This window comes from Amycolatopsis sp. NPDC049691 (assembly GCF_040675005.1).
Taxonomy (GTDB): Bacteria; Actinomycetota; Actinomycetes; order Mycobacteriales; family Pseudonocardiaceae; genus Amycolatopsis.
The window spans coordinates 247695-273596 of sequence record NZ_JBFANX010000005.1; the positions used below are offsets into that span (position 1 = coordinate 247695).

Consider the following 25902-nt stretch of genomic DNA (forward strand, 5'->3'; position numbering starts at 1 on the left):
CGCCACCACCGCGGCGTAACCGCTGGACAACAAGCCGTAACCCCCGCGTTACCCGCTGGACCAGGATCGATACAGGACACACCTACCTTCGGCCCGTTCCCCACCACCCCGGAGGCAGGCATGACCGAGACCCTGTCGAACGCCGAAGAAACCGCGAAGCGCCGGTACGCCCCGCTCGCGGCCAACGAAAACCGCGAAGACTACTCACTGCGCTTCGCCGCCCATTCGTTTCGGAAGTGGTCCCCGTTCGTGGTCGCGACGACGGCGCTGGGCGGCATCGCCTACCTCGCCGACTTCGCGATCGGCGCCAGCATCGTCCTCTCCTACGGCTTCACCTCCGGCGTCCTGGCGATCCTCGCCGCGGCCGTCGTCATCTTCGTGACCGGCGTGCCCATCGCGGCCGCCTGCGCCAAGTCCGGAGTGGACATGGACCTGCTGACCCGCGGAGCCGGCTTCGGCTACTTCGGGTCGACGCTGACGTCGCTCGTCTACGCGAGCTTCACCGTCATCTTCTTCTCCCTCGAAGGCTCGATCATGGGCCAGGCGTTCGAGCTCGCCCTCGGCATCCCGCTGCCGATCGGCTACCTGCTCGCGACGCTCATCGTGCTGCCCTTCGCCCTCTACGGCATGGGCGCGGTCGCGAAGATGCAGACCTGGACGCAGCCGCTGTGGATCGCCGGGCTGGTGCTGCCGTTCGTCGTCGTGCTGGTCCGGGAGCCGGGCAAGTTCGCCGAGTTCACCCACTTCGGGGGTACCGAGGGCGCCGGCGCCGGGTTCTCCGCGATCGGGTTCGGCTTCGGGATGGGCGTCGCCCTCTCCCTGATCGGGCAGATCGGCGAGCAGGCCGACTACCTGCGGTTCATGCCCGAAAAGACGGCGGAGAACAAGCGGGCGTGGTGGGCCGCGGTGCTCGCCGCCGGCCCCGGCTGGGTAATCCTCGGCGCCGCGAAGCAGGTCGGCGGCGCGCTGCTGGCGTTCCTCGCGCTCGGCGTCGTCGGGAAGACGCACGCGCTGGAGCCGATCGCGCCGTACCTCGAAGCGGTGAAACCGGCGCTGGGCCCGGTGGCGCTGACGTTCGCCGCGCTGTTCGTCGTCGTCTCGCAGATCAAGATCAACACGACGAACGCGTACTCGGGCTCGCTGTCGTTCGCGAACTTCTTCTCCCGCGTGCTGCACAAGCACCCGGGACGCGTCTGGTACGTGCTGGTCAACTGCGGGATCGCGCTGGCGCTGATGGAGTTCGGCGCGTTCGGGTTCCTCAACAAGATCCTGGGCTTCTACTCGAACGTCGCCATCGCGTGGATCGGCGCCGTCTGCGCCGACCTGGTGATCGCCAAACCGCTCGGGCTCTCGCCGCGCTACATCGAGTTCAAGCGGGCCTACCTGCACAAGATCAACCCGGTCGGGTTCGGCTCGATGGTCGTCGCGTCGGCGGTGTCGATCGTGGCGTATTTCGGTGCCTTCGGGCAGTTCCTCGCCGCGTTCAGCCCGCTGCTCGCGCTGGTTATCGCGATCGTCCTGGTGCCGACGCTGGCCGTCGCCACGAAGGGGAAGTACTACCTGTCGCGGGAGAACACGGTCATGACCACGGGAGCCGATCCGCGCGCGACGCACATCTGCTCGGCCTGCGGCGACCCGTACGAGCTGCCGGACGTCGCCGACTGCGCGAAGCAGGACGGCCCGATCTGCTCGCTGTGCTGCACGCTGGACAACAGCTGCCACGACATGTGCCGGACGGCCGGCCCGGTCGACCTGGGCCTGCCGGCCGCGCGAACGCCGTAAGGTCCGTGCGGGCCCTTTCCCGGCGTCCGCGGCCGGGAAAGGGCCCTCACGTGAGCCGGCCTCCCCCCGGGTCCCCCTCCCGGCTCGACTTCTTCACGTTCGGGGCGCCGCCGGGGTTGCCCGGGATTTCCAAGATCTTTTCCGGCCGCATGATGGCGGCCAGCATCAGCGCGCGCAGTTCCGCGCCGACGTCCTCCACCGGCAGCGGCGGCTCGTGCGCCTGCCACTCGCGCAGCAGGCCGGTGGCCGCGCCGACCAGTGCGATCGCCGTCAGCCGGTAGTCGCGGTCCGGGGCGACGCCGTGTTCGGCCGCGCGCCGCGCCTCCGTCTCGATGAACGTCGCCCAGCGGTCGACCCACACCTGGTGTTGTTCCTCGAGCTCCGCGCTGACGCCGACGGCTTCGACGTAGTTGAGGCGCGGCAGCCGCGGGTCGACGGTGACCGTGTCGATGAAGACGTCCAGCAGCGTCGCGATGCGGGTCATCGCGTCGGCGTCGGCGACCTTGTCGAGCGCCGCGGTGACGTGGTCGAGGGCGAGGCTGTTGATCCGGTCGTGGAGGGTGCGCAGCACGTCCTCCTTGCCGGTGAACTCCTCGTAGAAGTTCCGCGTCGAAACGCCGGCGCGGCCGCACACCTCGGTGATCTTCGTGTGCCGGAAGCCGGCGGAGGTGAACAGCTCGAGACCGGCCGTGAGCAGCCGCTCGCGGCGATCGGCGCGGCGTTGTTCGGGTGCGACACCGCCGTACGTGCGAGCCACCGGTTGTCTCCTCCTTCTGAGGGATTGCCAGATCCTACCGGGCTGGCTACTTTGTGAAAATCTGAATTACCACAAGGCCGGAGGCAACGATGCTTCGTCGGTTACTGGTCGCCGTCACGCTGCTTTTCGCGGTGTGCACGCCCGCCGCGCACGCGGATCCCGGTGTCCTGCTGTCCGCGCGGGCGACGACGGTGTTCGTCGGCCCGTTCCCCGCACCGGTCCGCGCGTGGCACCTGCTGTACCGCTCGACGTCGGCGACCGGCGCGCCGAACGCGGTCTCCGGGACGCTGCTGGTGCCGCCGACGCCGTGGCTGCGCGGCGGCCCGCGCCCGCTGATCACGTACGCGGTGGGGACGCACGGGCTCGGCGACCAGTGCGCGCCGTCGAACCTGCTGGCGCACGGCGTCGAGAACGAAAGCGCGTTGCTGGCCCAGGCGTTGTCGCAGGGCTGGGCGGTGGTCGTGACGGACTACGAGGGACTCGGCACGCCGGGGCCGCACACGTACGCGGTGGGCCGGTCGGAGGGCCGGGCGGTGCTGGACGCGGCGCGCGCGGCCGCTCTGGTTCCCGGGGCGGGATTGTCGCCGTCCGGTCCGGTGGGCGTGTTCGGCTACTCGCAGGGCGGCCAGGCGGCGGCGTGGGCGGCGGAGCTTCAGGGGTCCTACGCGCCTTCGCTGAACGTCGTCGGTGTCGCGGCGGGCGGGGTCCCGGCGGACCTGAACGCGGTGTTCGCCGCGAACGACGGCGGCGCGGCGTTCGGCCTGGTGCTGGGCGCGGCAACGGGTTTCGCGGCGGCGTACCCGGACGTGCCGTTCACGTCGATCCTGAACGACCGCGGCCGCGAGGCGGTGGCGAGGGTGTCCCAGGCGTGCACGGTCGAGCTGGGCGCGGCGGCGCCGTTCGCGCACCTGACGGACTTCGTGACGGTGCCGGACCCGATCCACGACCCGCGCTGGCAGGCCCGCCTCGGCGAGAACTACCTGGGCACGACGGCTCCCAAGGCGCCGGTGTTCCTGTACCACGCGACTTTGGACGAGCTGATCCCGTTCGGGGTGGGGACGGCCTTGCGGGATCGGTGGCAGTCGGCGGGCGCCGCCGTCACGTGGCAGGAGTTCCCGCTGCTGGAACACATCGGCGGGGTGTCGGCCGGCGGCCCGGTGGCAATGAACTGGCTGGGCACGAAGTTCTGAGAGTTCCGCTCGCCGGGGACGGACGCAGGGGGTCCGTCCCCGGCGAGCGGTGCGACCCGCCCGAAACTGTCGGCCCCTCCCGGTAGCGTGGAAAACGGGGGCTGCTCAGAACGCCGCGGCCCCAGCCTCGGCCAGCCCCTTCATCGCCGCCACGGCATCGGGAGCCAGCGAAGTCACCAGCGAGCCACCGGCGGCGAGCGGGCTGCGCGACCACCACTCACCCGAGGCCGCCGGCAGCTCCGGCCCGCCGACCACCAGGTCCGACGCCAGCACCCGGCGGCCCGCCAGCACCGCCAGGCTCCCGTCCAGACCAGAACCGATCGACAGCGTCTGGCGGAGCACCGGCACGGAATCCCGCGTCACGTCCAACGAGGTCGTCAGCGAGCCCGGACGCTCCCCCGCCCGCCCCAGGACCAGCACCTCGCGCGTGTGCAGGTACGCGTCCGCGGCCAGCGAAGCGCGGAACACCGCCGCATGCCGAGCCTTCGACGTGATCACCGTCGGCTCCGGCAGGTACTCCAGCGAGCCGCCCTCGGCGACCACCACGTCCACTGTGGACATAGATGACTCGCCGTGGAGCCCGGGCAAGGCCAAGGTGGCCGCCACCCCGGACAACCGCAGCGACGCCCCCGGCTCGACCCGGACCGTGAGCAGCAGATCGTCCCCGCCCAGGGGCGAAGTCGCCGAGTTGACCAGGTGGACCACCGCGGCCGGGCCACGGCCGCGGCGGGGGAACAACGTCAACGGTGCCATCGACCGCAGCTCGCGCAGCACCGTGCGGGTTCCGTCGAAGCACGCCGTCAGGCGGGCGTGGGCCTTCACAGCAGGGAACGCACCCAGTCGGCCACCGCCGGCGCGTCCGGGGTGTCCACAAGGGACTGCGTGACGACCGGCAGCGAACCCCGCATCCGGTGCGCGTCCGACGTCATCACGGCCATGTCCGCGCCCACCAGGTGCGCGATGTCGATCTTGTTGATCACCAGCAGGTCCGCCGTCGTGACGCCGGGGCCGCCCTTGCGCGGCACCTTGTCGCCGCCCGCGACGTCCACCACGAAGATCTGGCTGTCGGCCAGCCCACGGCTGAACACCGCCGTCAGGTTGTCGCCGCCGCTCTCGATGATCACCAGGTCCAGGCCGGGGAACTTCTCCTCCAGGCGCTCGACCGCGTCCAGGTTCGCGGTGATGTCGTCGCGGATCGCCGTGTGCGGGCACGCTCCCGTTTGGACCGCTTCGATCCGGGCCGGGTCCAGCACCCCGGCCCGGCGCAGGAAGTCCGCGTCCTCGGTCGTGTAGATGTCGTTCGTGACGACGGCGAGGTTGATCTCGTCGCCCAGCGCGCGGCACAAGGCGGCGGTCAGCGCCGTCTTGCCGGAGCCGACCGGGCCGCCGATGCCGATCCGGTACGCGCGCCCGGCGGTCGGTGCCGCGTCGTAGTGGTCGGGCTCGGCGGCCGTCGGGTCGAAGTTGACCTCGTGGAAGTGACCGTGACCGTGGCCTTCAGCTGGCAAAGAGACGCACCTCTTCCTGGTGGTGCCGGGCGTGCGCCTCGGCGAACAGATCCAACGCGGGCGACCCCGGCGACGGCAGCGACGCCGGGTCGTCCCCCGCCACGGCGGCCGCCTCCGCACAAACCGAAGCAAGGTCGAGCCGGGCCACGACGGCGTTGACGGCAAAGGGATCCAGCCCCAGCAGCCGCACGGCCGCACTGGCCGGTCCGCTCACGGACAGGTAAGCGGCGGCCATCGCGGCGTCGTACGGCGAGCCACCGGCGACGCCGGTCAACGCACCCAGAACGATCGGGTGGTGCGGACGCGGGGTCTCGGCCAGCAACGCGTCGAGAACCGGAGACGGCCACGCGATCCGGCCGGCCCGCGCGGTCCCGCGCCCCTGGGCGCGCGACGCTTCGCGCTGCGCGAGCGACGGCGTCCGCGCGTCCAGCTCGGCGTCCAAAAGGGACCAGTGTCCCGAAAGGACACCACGGGCCGCGGCATGGCAAGAAGCCGCGGCGAAGACCGCGGCGAGGAACCCCGCCGTCCGCAACCGCCCGGACAGGAACCCCGGCAGATCGCGCACGGACGTCACCAGCCGGCGGGCGACGACCTCCTCCAGCCCGCCGCTGTGGACGTGCCCACCGCCGGGGAAGCGGGAGTCCGCGAGGATCAGCGCCGAGAGGTCCATCAGAAGAGGAAGTACCGTTGGGCCATCGGCAGTTCCGTCACCGGCCGCGGCTCGATCAGCTCGCCGTCGACGTGCACGGCGAAGCTGTCGGGCTCGACGCGGACGTCCGGCGTGGCGTCGTTGAGCACCATGTCCGCCTTGGTCCGCGCCCGCATGTTCGACACGGCGACCAGCGGCCGCGTGATGCCGAAGGTCTCGCGCAGCCCGCTGTCCAAAGCGGACGGTGCCACGAAGTGCAGGCTCAGTGCCGCCCCGATCGACGCGCCGAACATCGGGCGCGCCAGGACCGGCTGCGGCGTCGGGATGGACGCGTTCGCGTCGCCCATCGCCGCCCACGCCGGGAACCCGCCCTTCAGGACCACGTGCGGCCGGACGCCGAAGAACTTCGGCTCCCACAACACCAGATCCGCGAGCTTGCCGACCTCGACCGAGCCGATCTCGGTTTCCATCCCGTGCGCGATGGCCGGGTTGATCGTGTACTTGGCGACGTAGCGCCGGGCCCGCAGGTTGTCGGCCGCGCCGTCGCCGGGCAGCGCGCCGCGACGGCGTTTCATCACGTGCGCGGTCTGCCACGTCCGGATGATCACCTCGCCGATCCGGCCCATGGCTTGGGAGTCCGAGCTCATCATCGAAATCGCGCCCATGTCGTGCAGCACGTCTTCGGCGGCGATCGTCGACGGCCGGATCCGGCTCTCGGCGAACGCGAGGTCCTCCGGCACCGACGGGTTGAGGTGGTGGCAGACGACCAGCATGTCGAGGTGCTCGTCGAGCGTGTTGGCCGTGTGCGGCCGGGTCGGGTTGGTCGACGACGGCAGCACGTTCGGCAGCGAGACGACCTGGATGATGTCCGGCGCGTGCCCGCCGCCGGCGCCTTCGGTGTGGTAGGCGTTGATCGAGCGGCCGCCAATGGCGTCCACAGTGGACTCCAGGAAGCCGGCTTCGTTCAGGGTGTCGGTGTGGATCGCGACCTGGACACCGGCTTCGTCCGCCACGGTGAGACATGCGTCGATCGCCGCCGGCGTCGTGCCCCAGTCCTCGTGGAGCTTGAAGCCGCCCGCCCCGGCCGCCAGCTGCTCGCGCAGCGCCTCGTGCCGAACGGTGTTGCCCTTGCCCAGCAAGAGGACGTTGACCGGGTAACCGTCCATGGCGGACAGCATCCGGCCGAGGTTCCACGCGCCGGGCGTGACGGTGGTCGCCTTGGTCCCTTCGGACGGACCGGTGCCGCCGCCGACCAGGGTGGTCAGCCCGGACGCCAGCGCCGTGTCGACGAGCTGCGGGCAGATGAAGTGGACGTGGCAGTCGATGCCACCGGCGGTGAGGATCTTGCCGTTGCCGGCCAGCACCTCCGTCGACGGGCCGATGACCAGTGCCGGGTCGACGCCGTCCATCGTGTCCGGGTTGCCCGCCTTGCCGATGCCGACGATCCGGCCGTCGCGGACGCCGACGTCGGCCTTGACGACGCCCCAGTGGTCGAGGATCACCGCGCCGGTGATGACCAGGTCGGGCGCGCCCTCCGCGCGGGTCGCCATCCCCTGGCCCATCGACTCGCGGATGACCTTGCCGCCGCCGAAGAGCACCTCGTCGCCGGAGCCGCCGGGCCCCATCGAGCGGTCCTCGGTGACCTCGATCAGCAGGTCGGTGTCGGCGAGCCGGATCCGGTCGCCGGTCGTCGGGCCGAACAGCTCGGCGTAGCGCTCGCGGTCGATCTGCGGCATTCAGAACTCTCCCGAGAATTCGGACCGCAAGCCCGGCACGCGCCGGGCGCCGGCGAGCGGAACAAGATCGACTTCCCGTTCGACGCCGGGTTCGAAGCGCACCGACGTGCCGGCCGGGACGTCGAGCCGGTGGCCGCGGGCGAGATCGCGGTCGAATTCGAGGCCGGGGTTCACCGCGGCGAAGTGGTAGTGCGAGCCGACCTGCACCGGCCGGTCGCCGAGGTTGCGGACCAGCAGCCGGACCCGCCGGCGGCCGGGGTTCAGCTCGACCGGCTCGTCGCCGGGGATGATCTCACCGGGGTGCATCGGCCCTCCTTCACACGATCGGGTCATGCACGGTGACGAGCTTCGTGCCGTCCGGGAACGTGGCCTCCACCTGCACCGAGTCCACCATTTCGGGCACGCCGTCGAGCACCTGCGCCCGGGTGAGCACGGTCCGGCCGCTGGCCACGAGCTCGCTGACCGTGCGCCCGTCGCGGGCGCCTTCGAGGACGTGGTCGGTGATCAGCGCGACCGCCTCCGGGTAGTTCAGCCGGACGCCGCGGTCCAGCCGCTTCCGCGCGACGTCGGCCGCCACGTGGACGAGCAGCTTGTCGCGCTCCTGCGGGCTGAGGTGCATCCGCTAGGTCTATCACCCGGACCACGGCTCCGCCTGGTTCGGAAACATACCTTTAACCTGGGCTTCGTCACAGTGCGTGGCGAAAATTCTCCTGCTGGACGGCTTCGGTGACTGAATCGTTCTCGTAATCGTGACCGAAACCACCGCTTCTTTCGATTGCCCCCCGGCGATCGAGGGAGCAAGGTCTATCCATCCGTGCGATGGTGCGCGCTTTCCGTGCGCTATTCCGTCCGCGCGAGCACCACCACCAAGACGGGGAAAAAAGCGCACCGAAAGGTTCCGCGAAACAGTGACTACCTCCACGATCAGCAAGCCACAGCCGTCCGGCCAACCCGACGACGGCTTCCGACCGGGCCTGGAGGGCGTCGTCGCCTTCCACACCGAGATCGCCGAACCCGACCGGGACGGCGGTGCGCTGCGCTACCGCGGCGTCGACATCGAGGACCTCGCCGGCAAGGTGACCTTCGGTGACGTATGGGGTCTCCTCGTGGACGGCCGGTTCGGCCACGGCCTGCCGCCCGCCGAGCCGTTCCCGCTGCCGGTGCACACCGGCGACGTCCGGGTGGACGTCCAGGCCGCGCTGGCCATGCTCGCGCCGATCTGGGGCTACCGCCCGCTGCTCGACATCACCGACGAGGAGGCCCGCGAGCAGCTGGCCCGCGCTTCGGTGATGGCCCTGTCCTACGTCGCGCAGTCGGCGCGCGGCATCGGCCAGCCCGCCGTGCCGCAGACCCGCGTCGACGAGGCCCACTCGATCACCGAGCGGTTCCTCGTCCGCTGGCGCGGCGAGCCCGACCCCGCGCACGTCAAGGCGCTGGACGCCTACTGGGTGTCGGCCGCCGAGCACGGCCTCAACGCGTCGACCTTCACCGCCCGCGTCATCGCCTCCACCGGCGCGGACGTGGCGGCGGCCATGTCCGGCGCCATCGGCGCGATGTCGGGCCCGCTGCACGGCGGTGCGCCGGCGCGCGTGCTGCCGATGATCGAAGAGGTCGAGCGCACCGGCGACCCGGCGGGCCTGGTCAAGGGCATCCTCGACCGCAAGGAACGCCTGATGGGCTTCGGCCACCGCGTCTACCGGGCCGAGGACCCGCGGGCGCGCGTGCTGCGCCGCACCTGCCAGGAGCTGGGCGCGAGCCGCTACGAGGCGGCCGCCGCGCTGGAGCAGGCGGCGCTCACGGAGCTGCGCGAGCGGCGTCCGGACCACCCGATCGAGACGAACGTCGAGTTCTGGGCCGCCGTCATCCTGGACTTCGCCCAGGTCCCGCCGCACATGATGCCCGCGATGTTCAGCTCGGCGCGCACCGCCGGCTGGGCCGCGCACATCCTCGAGCAGAAGCGCACCGGACGCCTGGTGCGGCCGTCGGCCAAGTACGTCGGCCCGGCGCCCCGCAGCCCCGAGGACGTCGAGGGCTGGGAACTGGTCACCAAGCACTGACGCTCGGACGAGGCCGGCACTTTCACCGGAAGGTGCCGGCTTTGTCGTGCTTGGCGGTGGCGTCGAGCATGGCCGTGAGCTGGTCGACCAGCCACGTGTCCAGGTGCTCGCGCGGGACCGTCCGCTCCTGGAGCCAGCTCAGCAGGGCGCCTTCGACCACCGCCGTCCAGCAGCGCAGGGTCAGCGAGAGCAGCGGTGACGGGTCTTCGACGCCGAGCGCGTCCAGGATCAGGGCCACCGCGCGGTTGCGGACCTCGTCGATCGCCGCGTCCGTTTCCGAGGTCGCGATCACCGAGCCGCTGCGCAGCAACGCGATGTAACCCGCCCGGTAGTGGTCGGCGACGTCGATCAGGCCGCGGACGGCGGCACGCAGCCGGGTCTCGGGCGGGCCCTCCTCGAGGCCGGCCAGGCCGTCGATGAGGCCGTCGGTGACCGTGCGCAGCGCCTCCACCTGCAGCTCGCGCAGGCTGGAGAAGTACCGGTAGAACAGCGGCCGCGACACCTCGGCCCGCCCGACGATGTCGTCCACGGTGACCAGTTCCGGCGCCCGCGAGCCGAACAGGTCGAGCGCGGCCCGGATCAGGTCGTCGCGGCGGGCCTGCGGCGACATCCGCCGCGGCCGGCTCACGGCGTCAGGTCCAGCTTCGCCGCCGCCCGCAGCAGCCCCGGCGTCAGTCGCGAAAGGACCAGTGCGGCCTTCGCCTCCGGAGTGGACGGTGCGATCGCGGTGTCCTTCTCCACGGCACGCAGGATGTCGCGGGCGACCCCCTCGGGCCCGAACCCGCGCCGGGCATACAGCTTCGAGCTCTCCTTCCGCCGCCGTCGCTGCTCCTCTTCGGACACCCCGACGAACGTCGTCGTGTTCGTGATGTTCGTCTTGACGATGCCCGGGCACACCGCCGTGACGCCGATGTGATGCTCGGCCAGCTCGGCGCGCAGGCACACGCTCAACGTCAGCACGGCGGACTTCGTCGTCGCGTACGCGGTCAGGATCTTCGAAGGCAGGTAGGCCGCGGCGGAGGCGAGGTTGACGATCTGGCCGCCTTCGGCGCGTTCGACGAGCATCGGCGCGAAGGCGCGGCAGCCGTGGATCACGCCCCAGAGGTTGACGTCGATGACGCGTTCCCAGTCGTCGACGGACGTGTCGAGGAACGGGCCGGACATCCCGATGCCCGCGTTGTTGACGACGATGTCCGGGACGCCGTGGTTCTCGCGCACATCGCGCGCGAAGCGGTGCACGGCGTCGCCGTCCGAAGAGTCCACTGTGTACTCGGCGACGCCGTGGTCTTCGAGCAGCTTCAGGGTTTCGGCAGCGGCCGCCGAATCGATGTCCGTGATGATGACGTCCGCGCCTTCCGCCGCGAAGGCGAGCGCGGTGGCCCGGCCGATGCCGCTGCCGGCCCCGGTGACGACGACCAGCTTGTGCGCGAACCGGCCGGTACCCACGCGCGCCTGGCGCAGAGCGCCGCTCTCGGTGCCGGTTTCGGCGTACTCGATCAGCTCCGCGGCGGCCCGGGCGACCACGTCCGGCTTGGCGCGGGTGACCCAGTGCGTCCCGACGACCCGGCGGATCCGCAGGTCGGGCACCCAGCGCGCGACCTCGGTCTGCAGCGGCGTGGTGACGTAGGCGTCCCCGGTCGGCGCGAGTACCTGCACCGGGACGTCGGCGGGGCGCGGGGCGGGCCGCGAGAGCCGCGTGAACATGTTGGCGCGGTACAGCTCCAGGCCGTACCGGCCGTCGGACTTGTCCGGCGGCGCCGCGTCGGGCTCCATGCGCTGGATCTGCTTGCCCAGCAACCCGGTGCGCCACAACAGGTCCGGGATCAGCGGGACCTGGAACGCGAGGATGTACCACGAGTGCAGGAACTGGCTCAGCGCGTTCTTGAGCCGCTTCGGCGTCGGGCGCGTGAGCTGCGCGCGGAACCAGGCACCGGCGTGGTCGAGGCTCGGGCCCGAGATCGACGTGTAGGACGCGATCCGGCCGCGCAGGCCGTCGCCGGTGACGGCGTGCCAGGTCTGGATCGAGCCCCAGTCGTGGGCGACCAGGTGCACCTTCCCGCTCGGCTGCACCGCCTCGACGACCGCGCGCAGGTCGTCGGCCAGCTGGTCCAGCCGGTAGGACGCGCGTCCCGGGGGCTTGTCCGACTGTCCGGCCCCGCGGACGTCGTAGGTGACGACCCGGTGTTTCGCCGTCAGCGACGCGGCTACCCCGCCCCACATCGTGCTGTTGTCGGGATAGCCGTGCACCAGCACGACCGTGGGCCCGTCTTCCCGGCCGTCGATGGTGACGGAGAGGCGGACACCGTCGCTGGCGGTCACCCACTTGTGAGACATTCTGTCATGTTAGACAAGTTGTCAATAGCCGCGTTCACCCGCGCGGCGGTGATGCGGAATCGAATCTTCGGCTTTTCCCTTGTGTGACAGCGTTTTCGTGGTTTCCCGTGGAACCAAGCGGCCCGGACGACGACTGGTGTCCACCGAACGGTGGACAGAGGGATTCAGCTGCCCGCTGCTCCCAATCAAGGCGCGGCGGGACCAGGCTGTGAGCCATGACCACAGCAGTGAGCGTGCGCGGCCTGCGCAAGCAGTACCCCGGTCACCTGGCGGTGGCCGGGCTCGACCTGGACATCGCCCCGGGCGAGGTCTTCTCCCTGCTCGGCCCGAACGGCGCCGGCAAGACCACCACCGTCGAGATCCTCGAGGGCCACCGGCAGCGGACGGCCGGCGAGGTCACCGTGCTCGGCGAGGACCCCGGCAAGGCCGGCCGCGCGTGGCGGTCGAAGATCGGGATCGTCCTGCAGACCGCCAACGACGCCGCCGAGCTGAGCGTCGCGGAGACCGTGCGGCACTTCGCGAAGTACTACCCCGACCCGCGTGACCCCGACGAGGTCATCGAGAAGGTCGGGCTCACCGAAAAGGCCAAGGCGCGGGTCAAGTCGCTTTCGGGTGGGCAACGGCGCCGCGTCGACGTCGCACTCGGCATCATCGGCCGGCCCGAGCTGCTTTTCCTCGACGAGCCGACCACCGGCTTCGACCCCGAAGCCCGCCGCCAGTTCTGGAAGCTGATCAGCGACCTCGCCGCCGAGGGCACCACCATCCTGCTGACCACCCACTACCTCGACGAGGCCGAGGCGCTCGCCGATCGCGTCGCGGTGATCGCGCGCGGGGAGATCGTCGCGCAGGACACGCCGCAGAACCTCGGGGGCCGGGCCGCCGCCGAGGCGACCGTCCGGTGGACCGACGAACGCGGCGAGCACGTCGAGCGCACCGCGTACCCGACCAAGCTCGTCACCGAGCTCTCTGCTGGGGGTAGGGAGCTCGCCGGGCTGACGGTGACGAGGCCGAGCCTGGAGGACATCTACCTGGACCTGATCGGAGACAAGGCATGACCACACTCGCCCTCCCCGGCCCGCTCTCGCTGGGACTCGCCCGCGGCGGCACCGAGCTGCGGCAGTTCTTCCGGCACAAGGAACAGGTGGTCTTCACCTTCTCCCTGCCCGCGGTGCTGATGATCCTGCTCGGGTCCATCCTGGACGGTCCTACCGCCCTCGCGGGTGTCACGTCCGGGCAGCTGCTGGCGGCCGGGATGATCGGCTCCGGCATCGTCTCGACGTCGTTCAACAGCATCGCGACCGGCGTCTCCGGCGACCGCGAAACCGGGGCGCTCAAACGCCTTCGCGGCACGCCGATGCCGCCCGCGTCCTACTTCATCGGCAAGATGGTGCTGGTCGCGGTGTCCAGCCTCGCCCAGACGATCCTGATGTCCGCGGTCGCCGTGCTCCTCTTCGGCCTCGAGCTGCCCTCCGACCCGGAGAAGTGGCTGACGCTGCTGTGGGTGTTCGCGCTCGGCATCGTCTCGTGCACGCTGCTCGGCATCGCGATCAGCTCGCTCGCCAAGTCGACGAACGGCGCCGTCGCGATCGTCCAGATGCTGTACCTGGTGCTGCAGTTCATCTCCGGCGTCTTCGTCTCGCCGATCACGAACCTGCCGAAGGTTATGGTGGACATCGCGTCGTTCTTCCCGTTGAAGTGGATCTGCCAGGGTTTCCGGTCGGTGTTCCTGCCGGACGCCGCGGTGAGGATGGAGATGGCCGGGTCATGGGAACTCCCGCGGGTGGCGCTGGTGCTGGGGATCTGGTGCGTGGCGGGCGCGGTGCTGGCGCGGCTGACGTTCCGGTGGACCGACGCGAGGTGAAGGACGCCTGGGACCGGTTCAACTGGCTCTGGGAGATCCTCTTCGCCGTCGCGTACCTGGCCACGACGACGCTGGTGGTGCTGGACGAAGCCGATCCGGTGCGCACGGTCGTCGCGGTCGGGGCGCTGACCGCGCTCGCGCTGACCTACCTGCTGTGGGGACGGCGGGTGGTGCGCGACGACGGCCACCTGAAGCAGCGGTGGCTCCTGGCGGTGGTCGTCGTCGCGCTCGTCGCGGTCGCGATGTTCGCGAACACGACGTCCAGCTTCATCCTGTTCATGGTGTGCCCGCTGTTGTTCTCGACGCTCGAGTTCCGCCCGGCCGCGGTGCTCACCTCGACGGCGATCGTGCTGAGCCCGGTGTCGTCGATCGCCGCGGACGGGCTGCGGGGCCCGGCGCTGCACATCCTGCTGCCGATGACCGCGATCCTCGTCGTGTTCGGCGTCCTGTCCGGCAAGTTCATCCTGCACGTCATCGAGGAGAGCCGAGGGCGCGCGGGCTTGATCGCGAAGCTGGAGGAGAGCCAGGCCGAGGTCGCCCGGCTCTCCCGGGAGGCGGGTACGGCGGCCGAACGCGAGCGGCTGGCGCGCGAGATCCACGACACCCTCGCCCAGGGCTTCACCAGCATCGTCACGCTCGCCCAGGCCATCGAGTCCGAAGTGGACACCGATCCGGCGGCCGCCCGGCGGCACGCCGAGCTGGCCGCCCGCACGGCCCGCGACAACCTCACCGAAGCCCGCGCGATGGTCGCCGCGCTGGCCCCGGCGGACCTGGCCTCCGGGTCTCTTGTGGACGCCGTCCGCCGGCAAGCCGACCGGCTCGCCGACGAGACGGGCGTGGCCGTCCGGTACGAAGTGGACGATGCGCTCCCGGCGATCGGCATGGCGGGCGAGGTGGTCCTGCTGCGGGGCGCGCAGGAAGCGCTGAACAACGTCCGGCGGCACGCGGCCGCGTCCTCGGTGTCGGTGCGGCTGTCCGTTGTGGACGACGCCGTCCGGCTGTCCGTCCGGGACGACGGCGCCGGCTTCGACCCCGGCGGCGTGACAGGTTTCGGCCTGCGCGGCATGCGGTCCCGCGCCGAGCAGGTGGGTGGCACACTGAGCGTCCGGAGTGGCCCGAGCGGCACCGAACTCACCCTGGAGGTGCCGGCTTGATCCGCGTCATGCTCGTCGACGACCACCCCGTCGTCCGCGAAGGCCTGCGGGGCATGCTCGAAGCCGAACCCGACCTGACGGTCGTCGGCGAGGCCGGCTCGGGCGACGAAGCCGTCGCGCTCGACCGCGTCGCGCGGCCGGACGTCGTGCTGATGGACCTGCGGATGCCCGGCCTCGACGGTGTCGGTGCGACGAAACGCATCCTGCGCGACCAGCCGGGCCGCCGGATCGTCGTCCTGACGACGTACGAAACGGACGCCGACATCCTGCGCGCGGTCGAGGCGGGAGCGTCGGGCTACCTGCTGAAGGACGCGTCGCGCACGGAGCTGGCGAATGCGATCCGGGCGGCTTCGCGCGGCGAGACGGTCTTGGCGCCGTCGGTGGCCGGCAAGCTGGTCAACCGCGTGCGCAACCCGGAGCCGCAGCCGCTGTCGGCGCGCGAGGTCGAGGTGCTGCGGCTGGTCGCGAAGGGCGGCACGAACGCCGACATCGGGCGGGCGCTGCACATCAGCGAGGCGACGGTGAAGACGCACCTGCTGCGCGTGTTCGGCAAGCTCGGCGTGTCGGACCGGACGGCCGCGGTGACGACGGCGATGGCCCGGAACCTGCTGGGCTGAGCGCCGCGCGGCAGAATGCCCTCATGCTTGAGTCGACCGCACACGCCCTGCTCCGCCGGATCGCCCACGAGCAGGCCGCCTGCCGGGCACCCTCGCTCGTCGCCGCCGTCGTGCGGGACGGCGAGATCGTCTGGTCCGGGGCCCGGGGGCGCGTCGGCGACCAGCCGCCCGGCACCGACACCCAGTACCGGCTGGGCTCGATCACCAAGACCCTCGTCGCGACCGCCGTCATGCGGCTGCGCGACGAAGGCCTGCTCGACCTCAACGACCCGCTCGAAAAGCACGTCCCGGGCACGCCCTTCGGCGCCGCCACCGTCGCGCAGCTGCTGTCGCACACCTCCGGCCTGACGTCCGAATCGCCCGGTCTGTGGTGGGAGCGCACGCCCGGCGGCGACTGGGACGCGCTCGTCGGGAGCCTGGCCGAGGGCGCGACCAAGCACCGGCCGGGCGCGCGGTTCCACTACTCGAACGTCGGCTACGGCGTGCTCGGCGAGCTCGTCGCGCGCCACCGCGGCAAGGGCTGGCTGTCGGTGCTCGACGAGGAGGTCCTCGGCCCGCTCGGGATGACCCGCACGACTCCACACCCCGTGGGCGCGCACGCCGACGGCTTCGCCGTGCACCCCTTCGCCGACGTCCTCCTGCCGGAACCCAGCCCGGACGCGGGTGCGATGGCCCCCGCCGGCCAGCTGTGGTCGACGGCGAAGGACCTCGGCCGCTGGACGGCGTTCCTCGGCGGCCACGGCGGCGGCGTCCTGTCCCCGGAGACCATCGAGCAGATGCGGACGATGGTCACCGTCGACGACACCGACGTCTGGACGACCGGCTTCGGCCTCGGCCTGATGCTGGTGCGCTACCAGGGCCGGCGGCTGGCCGGCCACACCGGCTCGATGCCCGGTTTCCTCGCCGTCACGCTGGTGGACCCGGCCGCGCAGACCGGCGCGCTGGTGCTGACGAACTCGACGTCCGGCGTCGGCATCACCCAGCTCTGCCTGGACCTGATCACCATGACCGACGAGCTGGAGCCGCGCCTGCCCGCCGAGTGGCAGCCGTCCGCCGTCGACCCGGCGCTGCTGGCGTTGACCGGGCTCTGGCACTGGGGGCCGACGCCGTACCACCTGCGGATCCAGGGTGACGGCCTGCTGTCGCTGGCCCCGGCCGAGGGAGCGGGCCGCAGTTCGCGGTTCCGCGCGACCGGCCGTGACACCTACGTCGGCCTCGACGGGTACTACGCGGGCGAGACGCTCGAAGTGGGCCGGGACGCCAACGGCGTTGCGACGCACCTCGACCTGGCGACGTTCATCTTCACCCGCACGCCGTACGACCCGGCGGCGCCGGTGCCGGGCGGCGTCGAGAGCTGGCGCTGACCCGCCGGGCCCCGCTCACACCCCCAGGGTGGTGAGCGGGGCCCGCAAGCCGTGCCGAAACCTACCGGCGGCCGGCACCCGCGGGAACCGTGTTTTTACCCCCACGGCCCACGTGCCCGATGGTCCCGACGGCGTAGCTGTCCCCGTCCGGGAGACCGGCGACCAGGTGTTCCGACGGCCAGCCCGCCAGCCACAGCCGGCGCCGGCCGGCCAGCTCGGCCGCGATGTCCGGCGGCGTCACGGGCAGGTGGAACCGGATCCGGACGTCGTTCGGCAGGACGGCCCAGCCGTTCACCGGCCCGCCCGGGCGCACGTCGAACGACGCGGCCGCGATCGGCGTCCACCGGCCGGTCGCGAGGCAACGGGCCGGGCCCGCCAGGTCGGACCGCCACGCGGCCAGCGCCACCACGGCGACCCCGCCGGCGATCGGGACGAACCACGGCAGCCAACCGCCGGTCAGCACGATGGCGCCGATCTCGAGCGCCAGCACCCCGGCGCCGGCCGACCACACCGCGGCGGTCGCCGCCCACAGGCGCAGCCGCAGGCTCGCGCGCCGGGTCGACGGCCGCTTCGGCACCAGCCGGGACGCGGCGAACGCGGTCCCGCCGCCGAAGATCGCGACGACCACCCCGGCGTTGACGACGTCGGCGCCGTGGGGCGGGTGCGCGAACAGCGCGGCCACGATCACCGCGTCCAGCAGCGCCAAGCCCCCGAGACCGGCCAGGATCAGTCCCCGGCGCCGCGCGGGCAGCTCACCGGTGAGCCACCACGGCAGCCGCCGGACGAACACCAGCACCAGGGTCACGGCCAGCCCGACCGGCAGTGCGATCGTGGTGTCCGACGTCCAGCCGCCGTTCGAGACCAGGTGCACGACGGCGATCCCGCCCCAGCTCCACAGCAGCCACCACCGCGGCCGCCACGGTGCATCCTCGGTGTTCACGGCCGTGAAGCTACCGAGCGTCCCGGGGTCGCCGACAGCGGATTACTCGCGCCCCCGGCCGCCGGTTGGGTGAGCGGCCTAGAGTCGACCGCGGGCGTCCCGGTGCCCGGAACACCGTCTGTTCCACATACCGGACACCGCAGAACCGCCTTCACCAGCCGTATCCCGACCTGAGAGACTGGCCACATGACCGACGCTGAGTTGACCATCCCCGCAGACCTCAAGCCGGCCGACGGCCGCTTCGGCTGCGGACCGTCGAAGGTCCGCGCCGAGCAGCTGAGCGCACTGGCAGAGTCCGGCTCCACCTACCTCGGCACGTCGCACCGGCAGAAGCCGGTCAAGTCCCTCGTCGGGCGCGTGCGGGCGGGCCTGTCCGAGCTGTTCTCCCTGCCCGACGGCTACGAGGTGATCCTGGGCAACGGTGGCACCACGGCGTTCTGGGACGCGGCCGCCTTCGGCCTGGTCCGCGAGCGCGCGCAGCACTTCACCTACGGGGAGTTCTCCTCGAAGTTCGCCACCGTGACCAAGGGCGCGCCGTTCCTGGCCGACCCGATCGTCGTCAAGGCCGAGCCCGGCAGCGCGCCGGACATCGCCTACGAAGCCGGTGCGGACCTCGTCGGCTGGGCGCACAACGAGACGTCCACCGGGGTGGCCGTGCCGGTCCGCCGCCCCGAGGGCTCGGACGGCGCGCTGGTGGCCATCGACGCCACCTCCGGCGCCGGCGGCCTCCCGGTCAAGGCCGAGGACTTCGACGTCTACTACTTCGCGCCGCAGAAGTCGTTCGCCGCGGACGGCGGCCTGTGGATCGCGCTGGCCTCCCCGGCCGCGGTCGAGCGGATCGGCGAGATCGGCGGGAGCGACCGCTGGATCCCCGAGTTCCTGTCGCTGACCACCGCGCTGGACAACTCCCGCAAGGACCAGACGTACAACACGCCGGCCGTGGCCACGCTGTTCCTGCTCGCCGAGCAGATCGAGTGGATGAACGGCCAGGGCGGCCTGGAGTGGACAACCTCGCGCACGAAGGACTCGTCGTCGCGGCTGTACGAGTGGGCCGAGAAGACGAGCTACACGACGCCGTTCGTGAAGGACCCGGACCTGCGCTCGCAGGTCGTCGGCACGGTGGACTTCAGTGACGAGGTCGACGCCGCCGCGGTGGCGAAGGTGCTGCGCGCCAACGGGATCGTCGACACCGAGCCGTACCGCAAGCTGGGCCGCAACCAGCTGCGCGTCGGCCTGTTCCCGGCCATCGACCCCGACGACGTCACCAAGCTGACGCAGGCGATCGAGTACGTGGTCGAGCGCCTCAGCTGACCTGAGGAGCTTCGGAGGGGGCCCTTTCCGCCACGGCGGGGAGGGCCCCTTTCTTCGTGCGCAACCGGGGTGCGGCGATCGCGGCGAGGACCAGCAGGAACAGGCCGAAGAGCTCGTAGGACTCCGTCGCCAGCCACCAGCCCACGGACGTGGCCGGGCGCGGCGCGAACCACATCGGGCCGACGATGAACAACACCAGTCCCGCGACCACGACGCCGGCCGACCACCACGTCACGACGCGGTCGGTCCGCCACGCGCGGACGCCGTAGTAGCCGGCCAGCACCAGGATCGGCACGCACCACGTCCAGTGGTGGGTCCACGAGATCGGCGACACCAGCAGCCCGCCGAGCGCGCAGGCGGTGAGCCCCAGCACCGGCTCGGCGGCCCGCACGATGATCACCGCGACCAGGGCCATCACGGCGAGCGCGGCCAGCACCCAGGCGAACTCCGGCCAGCCGGCGCGCACGGTCAGGCCGTGCAGCGACTGGTTGCCGACGTAGTCGACACCGCCGATGCGGCCCGCGTCGAAGACCAGCTTCGTCCAGTACGTGACCGACGCCGACGGCCGGATCAGCCACAGCAGCGCCCCGGCCGCGACGAACCCGGCGACCACGCGCGCGGCCGAGCGGAAGTCGCGGCGGAAGAGGAAGTAGACGACGAAGACGGCCGGGGTCAGCTTGATCGCCGCGGCCACGCCGATGAGCAAGCCCTTCGTCCGCTTGCGGTCGCCGGGGAGCAGGACGTCGAGGACGACCAGGACCATGAGCAGCGCGTTGATCTGGCCGAAGCCGAGCGTCGAGCGCACCGGCTCCAGCAGGGCCCCGGCGAGCTGCGCGCCGATCGCGACCAGGGCGGCGACCACCCGGCCGGTGACCTTCGAGGGGTCGGTGAGCGAGCCGTTGAGCGTCGCGACGTAGAGGTAGGCGACGACGCCGGTCGCGACGATCGACGCGATGCTGACCAGCTTCATCGTGACGGCGAAGGGCAGCAGCGTGCCGGGCCAGAACGCGGCCGCGGCGAACGGCGTGTAGGTGAACGGCAGCAGGATCTGGTGCGTGGTCGGCACCCACGCGTCGTACGGCGAGCCCTGCTCGGCCAGCGCCTTGGCCCCGCCGAGGTAGACCTCCAGGTCCAGCCCGTCGAACCGCTTGAGGACCAGCACGAGGACGACGGCGACGACTTCGAGCAACGCGAGCGCCCACGCCAGCTTCCGCCCAGTCAACGCGCCCCCTCGAACCCCAGGTCTTCGACCGGCCGAGATTACCGGGCGCTCAGCAGCAGCTGTGCACCGGCAAGCCCACTGACCTGGCGTTCGCGCCCGCGCTCGTCGCCGCCGCGACATCGGCGAGCATGCGGTCCAGCGCCGCGCGGCCGAACACCCGGCCGGCCGCCACGACCGTGTCGATCCGCCGGATCGCGCCGATGTCGGCCAAGGGGTCGGCGTCGAGGAGCACCAGGTCGGCCACCTTGCCGGCGGCGATCGTGCCCGCGGTCGCGGACCGGCCGAGGAACGCCGCCGCGTCCCGGGTCGCCACCTGCAGCGCCCGCCGCGGGGACAGCCCCGCTTCGACCAGGTGCTCCAGCTCGTCGTGCAGGCTGAAGCCGGGAAAGACGTACGGGTTCAGGCAGTCCGTGCCGGCGAGGAGGGGGACACCGGCCCGGTGCGCCGCGCCGGCCAGCTCCACCTGCGCGTGGAAGTAGGCGTCCTGCTGCGCGATTTCTTCGGGGGTGATCGGCGTGCGGATCCGGATTTGCTCGGCCCAGTTGTCCCGCACGTCCTTCGGGATGTACTTCAGCCGCGGGTCGTGCGCGAAGGTGCCGGCGGGCGAGCACATCACCTTGTTGACGACCATCGTCGGGGTCAGCCGGGTTCCGTTGCCCACGAGACGGGCGAAGAACTGCTGGGCGCGCCACGGGCTGTACGTCTCGGTGGCGCGCCGGTCCAGTTCCCGGGCCAGGACGAAGAACGAACGCGGGTTGGCCGGGTCGAACGGCGTCGCGGCCAGCGTCCGGAGGAACTCGTCCCGATGCGCCGACGTGTAGAGGGGGACGCCGAAGAGGTGCTCGAGACTGTGCTGGCCGGCGTCGCTCGCGGCCGGTTGCGGGACCCGGTACGGCCAGTGCCCGGCGAACGGCAGGCCGGCGTGGCGGCACTCGTCGGCGATCGCCGCGAAGGCCTCCGCGCCCAGGTAGGAGTACACCTTGACGAAGTCGGCACCCTCGGCGACGGCGGTCCGGACGGCCGCGCGCGCCTCGGCGGCGGTCGCCACCTTCGTCACCGGCGGCTGGAGCATGGAGACGGGACCGTCGACGATCGAGCTGCCCATGACGACCCGCGGACCGGCCAGCTCCCCGCGGACGATCTTGTCGCGCGCCGCGCGGTTTTCGGTGTAGCCCCACATCTCGCGGATGCCGGTGACGCCGTTGGCGAGGTAGAGCGGCGGGAAGACCCGCTCGAGGTCGAGGCCGTGCGTGTGCAGGTCCCAGAGACCGGGCACGAGGTACCGGCCCCGGCCGTCGATCGTCCGGACGCCGGTCGGGGAAGGCAGGTGCGCGGCGGGGCCGGTCCAGGCGATCCGGTCACCGACCAGCACGACGGCCCAGTCCGGCCGGGGCGGGCCATCGGTGCCGTCGACGACGGTGGCCCCCAGAACGACAACGACATCCGACCCGGCCGCGGCGGCCTCCTGCGCGAAGACGGCGGGGGCGATCCCCGCGGTGGCGAGCCCGGCACCGGCGGCTGCCAGCCATCGAAGGAAGTCACGCCGGTTCGCTTCGACCCGCACCACGGCCGCCCCCTTCGCTCGGGTTCGCCGCTCATTCAACCCGCCGGGAGGGGAGCGCGGATCTCCCAGCGTGCGCTGTTCCCGGCTGCGCACGCTCGGAGGTAGCGCGGGATGCGGTTCCGGCACGGAAGTGCACGCGCGCGGGCGGTGCGCTCGGCTCCCCTCCCCGGCCGAACCGCGCGGTCGCCGGCCGCGCCGCTTGCACCGCCCGCTTCGCCAAAGCGGACCCAGCCGGTCAGGGGCGCCAGTGGTCCCGGGGCGGCACAACGGCCGCCCCGGGACCACCTCAAGCCAACGCCTGCGTCGGCGCCAACCGGGCCGCCCGGACCGCCGGGTACGCCCCCGCGATCGCCCCCACCAGGGCCGCCACACCCACGCCCCCGGCCAGCGTCGCCCACGGCAACACCGCCGGCCAGCCCTGGCTCAGCGCGTACCCCGCCGTCACCAGCACCCCGGCCAGCACCCCCGCCAGCCCGCCGAGCCCCGACAACAACACCGACTCCGCCAGGAACTGCCCGCGGATCTGCCGCTTCGTCGCCCCGAGCGCGCGGCGCAGGCCGATCTCGCGCCGTCTCTCCAGCACCGAGATCACCATCGTGTTCGCCACCCCGACCCCGCCGACCAGCAACGCCACGCCGCCCAATCCCAGGAACAGCGCGCTGTACGTCGTGTCCGTGAGCTTCTGCGCGGCGAGCGCGTCCGACGGGCGGCGGACCTCCACCTCGTTCGGCGCCTGCGGGTTCAGCGTCGCGCCCAGCACCGATCGCACACCGTCCACTTGGGACTCCTCCGCGCGGACGTACACAGTGGACGGATGGCCGTCGAACCCGAGCAGCCGCTTCGCGACGTCCCAGCCGACCAGTGCCGACCGTTCGATCTCCGGGGCCAGCGGCATCGGCGAGAGGATCCCGACCACCGTGAACCACTGCGTCCCGATCAGCACCTGCGGTGGCCGCGCCGGGTCGATGTGGTCGATGCCGAGCCGGGCCGCGGCCTGCGAGCCGAGCACCGTCACCGGGTAGTCCTGGTTGCCCGCCGCCAGGAACGCGCCGGCGCGGACCTTCCCGCCGAGCACGGCCAGCAGGTCCGGCTTCGCCGCGTACACCGCGAGCCCGGACGTGTCGTCCGGGGCGATCTTGTCGCTGCGCCGCACGCTCGCCGACGTGTTCCCCGTGCCGCTGGCCGCCTGGACCGGGCCGATCCGCTTCGCCATCGGGACGGCGTCGTCCGGCAACACCGCGTCGTCCCCGAAGAGCGTCTGCCCCGGCCCGGCGGTGAGCAGGTTCGTGCCGAGCGCGGCCAGCCGGTCGTGCAGGGCCTGCCCGCCGGACGCCGGGATCGCCAGCACCGCGACCATCGCCGCGACGCCGATCGCGATGCCCAGCGCGGAAAGCACCGCGCGGACCGGCCGCGTCCGCATGCCGTGGGCACCCAGCGCGACGACGTCCGGCGGCTTGAGCCGGGCCGGTTCCGGCAGCAGCACCGCCGTCATCGCGCACCCACCAGGCCGGTGTCGAGGCGCAGGTGCCCGTCGAGCAGCTCGATCCGGCGCGGCATGCCCGCCGCGATCTCCCGGTCGTGGGTGATGACGACAATTGTGGTGCCGTCCGCGGACAGCTCGCCGAGCAACGACAGCACCGACGCGCCGGTGCCGGTGTCGAGGTTGCCGGTCGGCTCGTCGGCCAGCAGGATCGACGGCTCGTTCACCACGGCCCGCGCGATCGCGACGCGCTGGCGTTCCCCGCCGGACAGCTCCCCCGGCCGGTGCCACGCCCGGTGCCCGAGCTTGACGCGGTCGAGCGCGGCCAGCGCCCGCGCGCGCCGCCGTCGCCGCGGCACCCCGGCGTAGAGCAGGCCGGTGCACACGTTGTCCACCGCACTCATCCCTTCGTCGAGGAAGAACTGCTGGAACACGAACCCGATCCAGCGCGACCGCAGCGCCGAGACCTTCCGGTCCGGCAGCGCGGCGACGTCGTGGCCGTGCAGCTCGACGCGCCCCGACGACGGCCGGTCGAGCGTGCCCATCAGGTGCAGCAGCGTCGACTTGCCGGACCCCGACGGCCCGACGATCGCCACCATCTCGCCGTTTTCCAGCGACAGCGAGACACCGTCGAGCGCGGCCACCCCGCCGGGGTAGGTGCGCGTGACCTCGTGGACGCGCAGCACGGGCGTCACGAGGTCGTCACCACCCGCATGCCCGCGGTGAGGCCGTTGCCGGTGACCTCGACCTTGCCGCCGCTGAACAGTCCGGTTTGGACGGCGATCAGCCGCCGTTGCCCGTTCTCGTCGACCTCGACGGCGTAGCCGCCTTCGGCGAGCGCGAGCAACGCCCCGACCGGCACCGCCAGCACGCCGTGGTGGACGTCCTTGGTGAACCGGACGCTCGCCGGCGCCGAGTCGAGCGTGCCGCCCGCCGCGGGGTCGTCGAGCCGGACGGTCACGGTGATCTTGGGCTTGCCGTCGTCCTGGCCCGCCGCGTCCTTGCCTTCGACGGCGGTCCGCCCGACGTCGGTGATGGTGCCCTGGGTCGTCTTGCCGTTGATCGTCACGGACGCCTTCGCGCCCTGCTGAGCGAGATCCTGCTTGGCCGCGTCCAGCTTCACCTGCACCGACCGGACGGTCCCGGTCGTCTTGAGCACTTCGCCCTGCGCGGGCGAGCCGGGCTTCGCCGACAGCGCCGACACGCGGACCTCGCCCGCCGCGAGCACGACGTCGCCCTGGCCGAACGCGCCGGTCTGCTCCAGTCCCAAGGACTTCTGCCACTTCTTCAGCGCGGCCGCCGTCGCCGCCGTGAACTTCTTGTCCGGCGTGCCGAACCCGCCGAAGCCGCACGCCTTGAGGTTCTCCTCCAGCTGCTTGACGTCGGCGCCGTCGTCCACACCGCTCGCGAGGTCGCGGTAGAAGGGCAGCGTGCCGTAGAAGAGCGGCACCGGCTTGGCGTCCACTCCGTACACCGGCTTGCACCGGGTGATCGTGGCGCCGGCGTCGGGCAGCGACGTGATCGTGCCCGGCTTGCGGCCCTGGACGCTCGATTCGTCGCCGTAGCCGAGGGTGCCGTCGGCTTCCTCTTCCTCGCTGAGGTCGGTCTTGACGACCTCGGCCGTCTCGACCGGCGGCGGCGCGGCCTCCTTCACGGGGGTCGCGCTCGAAACGCGCGTCAGCACCACAACGGAGGTGGTGCCCAGCACCACGACGAGGACCGCGCCGGCGACGAACCAGCGCGTCCGGCCGCGGCGGCGCGGCTTGAGGTGGGTCACTTCGTTCACTTCGCCGGCTCCGCGTGCATGGACATGCCGAGACCACAGGCCTTCGCGGCGTCTTCGAACTTCTTCGGGTCGTCGCCCGGCCCGCCGATCCGCATCGTGCCCTTGCCGCTCGGGTCGGGGTCCGGCATGTCGATGCCGTGGTCGCGCATGCACTTGGCGTCCTTGCGCATCTTGTCGAGCTCCTCGGCGCTCGGCGGCTTCATCTCGCCGCCGTTGGGCATGAGGTGCTTGCACGCGTTCTGCGCGGCCTCGAGTTTCCCGCTGTCCTTGGCGTCGCCGCCCAGGGTGATCGCCATGCCCTTGCCGTCGCCCGCCGGTTTCGGGTCGGGCATGTCGACGCCGTGCTCGCGCATGCACTTGGCGAAGTCGCGCATCTTGTCTTCGTCGCTCTTGCCGCTGTTGTCGGCGGCCGTGGGCCCGCCCGACTTCGGCGGCGTCGAGATCGACGCCACCTTCGACCCGTCGTCGGCCTTCGCGCCGCAGCCCCCGAGCAGCAGCGCCGCCCCGAGCGCCGCGACGAAGATCCGTGTCCGCATGGCTCGCTCCTTTCGTCCGATGGGTGCCAGGTCTACGGATCGGGGGATTCGGGC

25 protein-coding genes are annotated in these 25902 nt (G+C 71.9%); 9 read left to right on the plus strand and 16 right to left on the minus strand.

Annotated elements, in window-relative coordinates; genetic code table 11:
- The first annotated feature begins 120 nt into the window (after nt 1-120).
- On the plus strand, nt 121-1782 hold the full coding sequence (locus AB0J40_RS13780; protein WP_364451959.1) for a hypothetical protein: 1662 nt from the start codon (nt 121-123) through the stop codon (nt 1780-1782).
- A gap of 46 nt (nt 1783-1828) precedes the next feature.
- Here AB0J40_RS13780 and AB0J40_RS13785 read toward each other — a convergent pair whose 3' ends face one another.
- Nucleotides 1829-2539: a TetR/AcrR family transcriptional regulator gene (locus AB0J40_RS13785; protein ID WP_364451961.1), complete on the minus strand. Its 711-nt coding sequence runs from the start codon at nt 2537-2539 to the stop codon at nt 1829-1831.
- 89 nt (nt 2540-2628) lie between these two features.
- Here AB0J40_RS13785 and AB0J40_RS13790 point away from each other — a divergent pair, with 89 nt between their 5' ends.
- Nucleotides 2629-3729: a lipase family protein gene (locus AB0J40_RS13790; RefSeq protein ID WP_364451964.1), complete on the plus strand. Its 1101-nt coding sequence runs from the start codon at nt 2629-2631 to the stop codon at nt 3727-3729.
- Between the two features lie 105 nt (nt 3730-3834).
- Here AB0J40_RS13790 and AB0J40_RS13795 read toward each other — a convergent pair whose 3' ends face one another.
- The 6 genes from AB0J40_RS13795 to AB0J40_RS13820 are packed head-to-tail and all read right to left on the minus strand — an operon-like array spanning nt 3835 to nt 8241.
- Nucleotides 3835-4551, minus strand: coding sequence for an urease accessory protein UreD (locus AB0J40_RS13795; protein ID WP_364451967.1), 717 nt, complete (start codon nt 4549-4551; stop codon nt 3835-3837).
- The gene (gene ureG, locus AB0J40_RS13800; protein WP_364451969.1) at nt 4548-5237 is read right to left on the minus strand and encodes an urease accessory protein UreG; all 690 of its coding nucleotides are present in this window, start codon (nt 5235-5237) and stop codon (nt 4548-4550) included. The genes AB0J40_RS13795 and ureG overlap by 4 nt, the downstream gene beginning before the upstream one ends.
- The gene (locus AB0J40_RS13805) at nt 5227-5907 is read right to left on the minus strand and encodes an urease accessory UreF family protein (RefSeq protein WP_364451971.1); all 681 of its coding nucleotides are present in this window, start codon (nt 5905-5907) and stop codon (nt 5227-5229) included. Before AB0J40_RS13805 ends, ureG begins: the two co-directional genes overlap by 11 nt.
- Nucleotides 5907-7622, minus strand: a complete 1716-nt coding sequence (locus AB0J40_RS13810) for an urease subunit alpha (RefSeq protein ID WP_364451974.1) — start codon at nt 7620-7622, stop codon at nt 5907-5909. Before AB0J40_RS13810 ends, AB0J40_RS13805 begins: the two co-directional genes overlap by 1 nt.
- Nucleotides 7623-7928, minus strand: coding sequence for an urease subunit beta (locus AB0J40_RS13815; RefSeq protein ID WP_364451977.1), 306 nt, complete (start codon nt 7926-7928; stop codon nt 7623-7625). It abuts the gene before it with no gap.
- A gap of 10 nt (nt 7929-7938) precedes the next feature.
- Nucleotides 7939-8241 carry an urease subunit gamma gene (locus AB0J40_RS13820; RefSeq protein ID WP_364451979.1) on the minus strand — a complete coding sequence of 101 codons (303 nt, stop codon included), beginning with the start codon at nt 8239-8241 and terminating at the stop codon, nt 7939-7941.
- A 289-nt stretch (nt 8242-8530) separates the two neighbouring features.
- On the opposite strand from AB0J40_RS13820, the gene AB0J40_RS13825 reads away from it, so the two are divergent.
- On the plus strand, nt 8531-9679 hold the full coding sequence (locus tag AB0J40_RS13825) for a citrate synthase 2 (RefSeq protein ID WP_364451981.1): 1149 nt from the start codon (nt 8531-8533) through the stop codon (nt 9677-9679).
- Nucleotides 9680-9701: 22 nt separating this feature from the next.
- Here the strand turns inward: AB0J40_RS13825 and AB0J40_RS13830 are convergent, their stop codons facing one another.
- Together AB0J40_RS13830 and AB0J40_RS13835 are read right to left on the minus strand one after the other, a co-directional pair.
- The gene (locus AB0J40_RS13830; RefSeq protein ID WP_364452569.1) at nt 9702-10289 is read right to left on the minus strand and encodes a TetR/AcrR family transcriptional regulator; all 588 of its coding nucleotides are present in this window, start codon (nt 10287-10289) and stop codon (nt 9702-9704) included.
- A 14-nt stretch (nt 10290-10303) separates the two neighbouring features.
- Nucleotides 10304-11998: an SDR family oxidoreductase gene (locus AB0J40_RS13835; RefSeq protein WP_364452571.1), complete on the minus strand. Its 1695-nt coding sequence runs from the start codon at nt 11996-11998 to the stop codon at nt 10304-10306.
- Nucleotides 11999-12228: 230 nt separating this feature from the next.
- Here AB0J40_RS13835 and AB0J40_RS13840 point away from each other — a divergent pair, with 230 nt between their 5' ends.
- From AB0J40_RS13840 to AB0J40_RS13860, 5 genes are read left to right on the plus strand one after another with little or no spacing between them, the layout of a single operon-like run.
- Nucleotides 12229-13068, plus strand: coding sequence for an ABC transporter ATP-binding protein (locus AB0J40_RS13840; protein ID WP_364451984.1), 840 nt, complete (start codon nt 12229-12231; stop codon nt 13066-13068).
- Nucleotides 13065-13874 (plus strand): ABC transporter permease, encoded by an 810-nt coding sequence (locus AB0J40_RS13845; protein WP_364451986.1) that lies wholly within the window; start codon nt 13065-13067, stop codon nt 13872-13874. Before AB0J40_RS13840 ends, AB0J40_RS13845 begins: the two co-directional genes overlap by 4 nt.
- Nucleotides 13871-15028 carry a sensor histidine kinase gene (locus tag AB0J40_RS13850; RefSeq protein WP_364452573.1) on the plus strand — a complete coding sequence of 386 codons (1158 nt, stop codon included), beginning with the start codon at nt 13871-13873 and terminating at the stop codon, nt 15026-15028. Before AB0J40_RS13845 ends, AB0J40_RS13850 begins: the two co-directional genes overlap by 4 nt.
- Nucleotides 15025-15645 (plus strand): response regulator transcription factor, encoded by a 621-nt coding sequence (locus AB0J40_RS13855; protein WP_364451989.1) that lies wholly within the window; start codon nt 15025-15027, stop codon nt 15643-15645. Before AB0J40_RS13850 ends, AB0J40_RS13855 begins: the two co-directional genes overlap by 4 nt.
- A 23-nt stretch (nt 15646-15668) precedes the next feature.
- Nucleotides 15669-17009 (plus strand): serine hydrolase domain-containing protein, encoded by a 1341-nt coding sequence (locus AB0J40_RS13860; RefSeq protein WP_364451990.1) that lies wholly within the window; start codon nt 15669-15671, stop codon nt 17007-17009.
- Between the two features lie 61 nt (nt 17010-17070).
- On the opposite strand, the gene AB0J40_RS13865 is transcribed toward AB0J40_RS13860, so the two are convergent.
- Nucleotides 17071-17949: a hypothetical protein gene (locus tag AB0J40_RS13865; protein ID WP_364451993.1), complete on the minus strand. Its 879-nt coding sequence runs from the start codon at nt 17947-17949 to the stop codon at nt 17071-17073.
- A 186-nt stretch (nt 17950-18135) separates the two neighbouring features.
- Here AB0J40_RS13865 and serC point away from each other — a divergent pair, with 186 nt between their 5' ends.
- Entirely contained in the window at nt 18136-19260 is a 1125-nt protein-coding gene (serC, locus tag AB0J40_RS13870; RefSeq protein ID WP_364451996.1) for a phosphoserine transaminase, read from the plus strand.
- Here serC and AB0J40_RS13875 read toward each other — a convergent pair.
- The 6 genes from AB0J40_RS13875 to AB0J40_RS13900 form a co-directional block, all read right to left on the minus strand.
- Nucleotides 19253-20482, minus strand: a complete 1230-nt coding sequence (locus AB0J40_RS13875) for a glycosyltransferase 87 family protein (RefSeq protein ID WP_364451999.1) — start codon at nt 20480-20482, stop codon at nt 19253-19255. The genes serC and AB0J40_RS13875 overlap by 8 nt on opposite strands.
- Before the next feature lie 49 nt (nt 20483-20531).
- On the minus strand, nt 20532-22049 hold the full coding sequence (locus AB0J40_RS13880) for an amidohydrolase family protein (RefSeq protein WP_364452001.1): 1518 nt from the start codon (nt 22047-22049) through the stop codon (nt 20532-20534).
- Between the two features lie 283 nt (nt 22050-22332).
- Nucleotides 22333-23538 (minus strand): ABC transporter permease, encoded by a 1206-nt coding sequence (locus AB0J40_RS13885; RefSeq protein ID WP_364452004.1) that lies wholly within the window; start codon nt 23536-23538, stop codon nt 22333-22335.
- Nucleotides 23535-24221, minus strand: a complete 687-nt coding sequence (locus AB0J40_RS13890) for an ABC transporter ATP-binding protein (RefSeq protein WP_364452006.1) — start codon at nt 24219-24221, stop codon at nt 23535-23537. Before AB0J40_RS13890 ends, AB0J40_RS13885 begins: the two co-directional genes overlap by 4 nt.
- A complete protein-coding gene (locus AB0J40_RS13895; protein WP_364452009.1) occupies nt 24218-25312 on the minus strand; it encodes a peptidoglycan-binding protein in 1095 nt (364 codons plus the stop codon). The genes AB0J40_RS13890 and AB0J40_RS13895 overlap by 4 nt, the downstream gene beginning before the upstream one ends.
- Nucleotides 25309-25848: a hypothetical protein gene (locus AB0J40_RS13900; protein WP_364452012.1), complete on the minus strand. Its 540-nt coding sequence runs from the start codon at nt 25846-25848 to the stop codon at nt 25309-25311. The genes AB0J40_RS13895 and AB0J40_RS13900 overlap by 4 nt, the downstream gene beginning before the upstream one ends.
- Nucleotides 25849-25902: the final 54 nt, after the last annotated feature.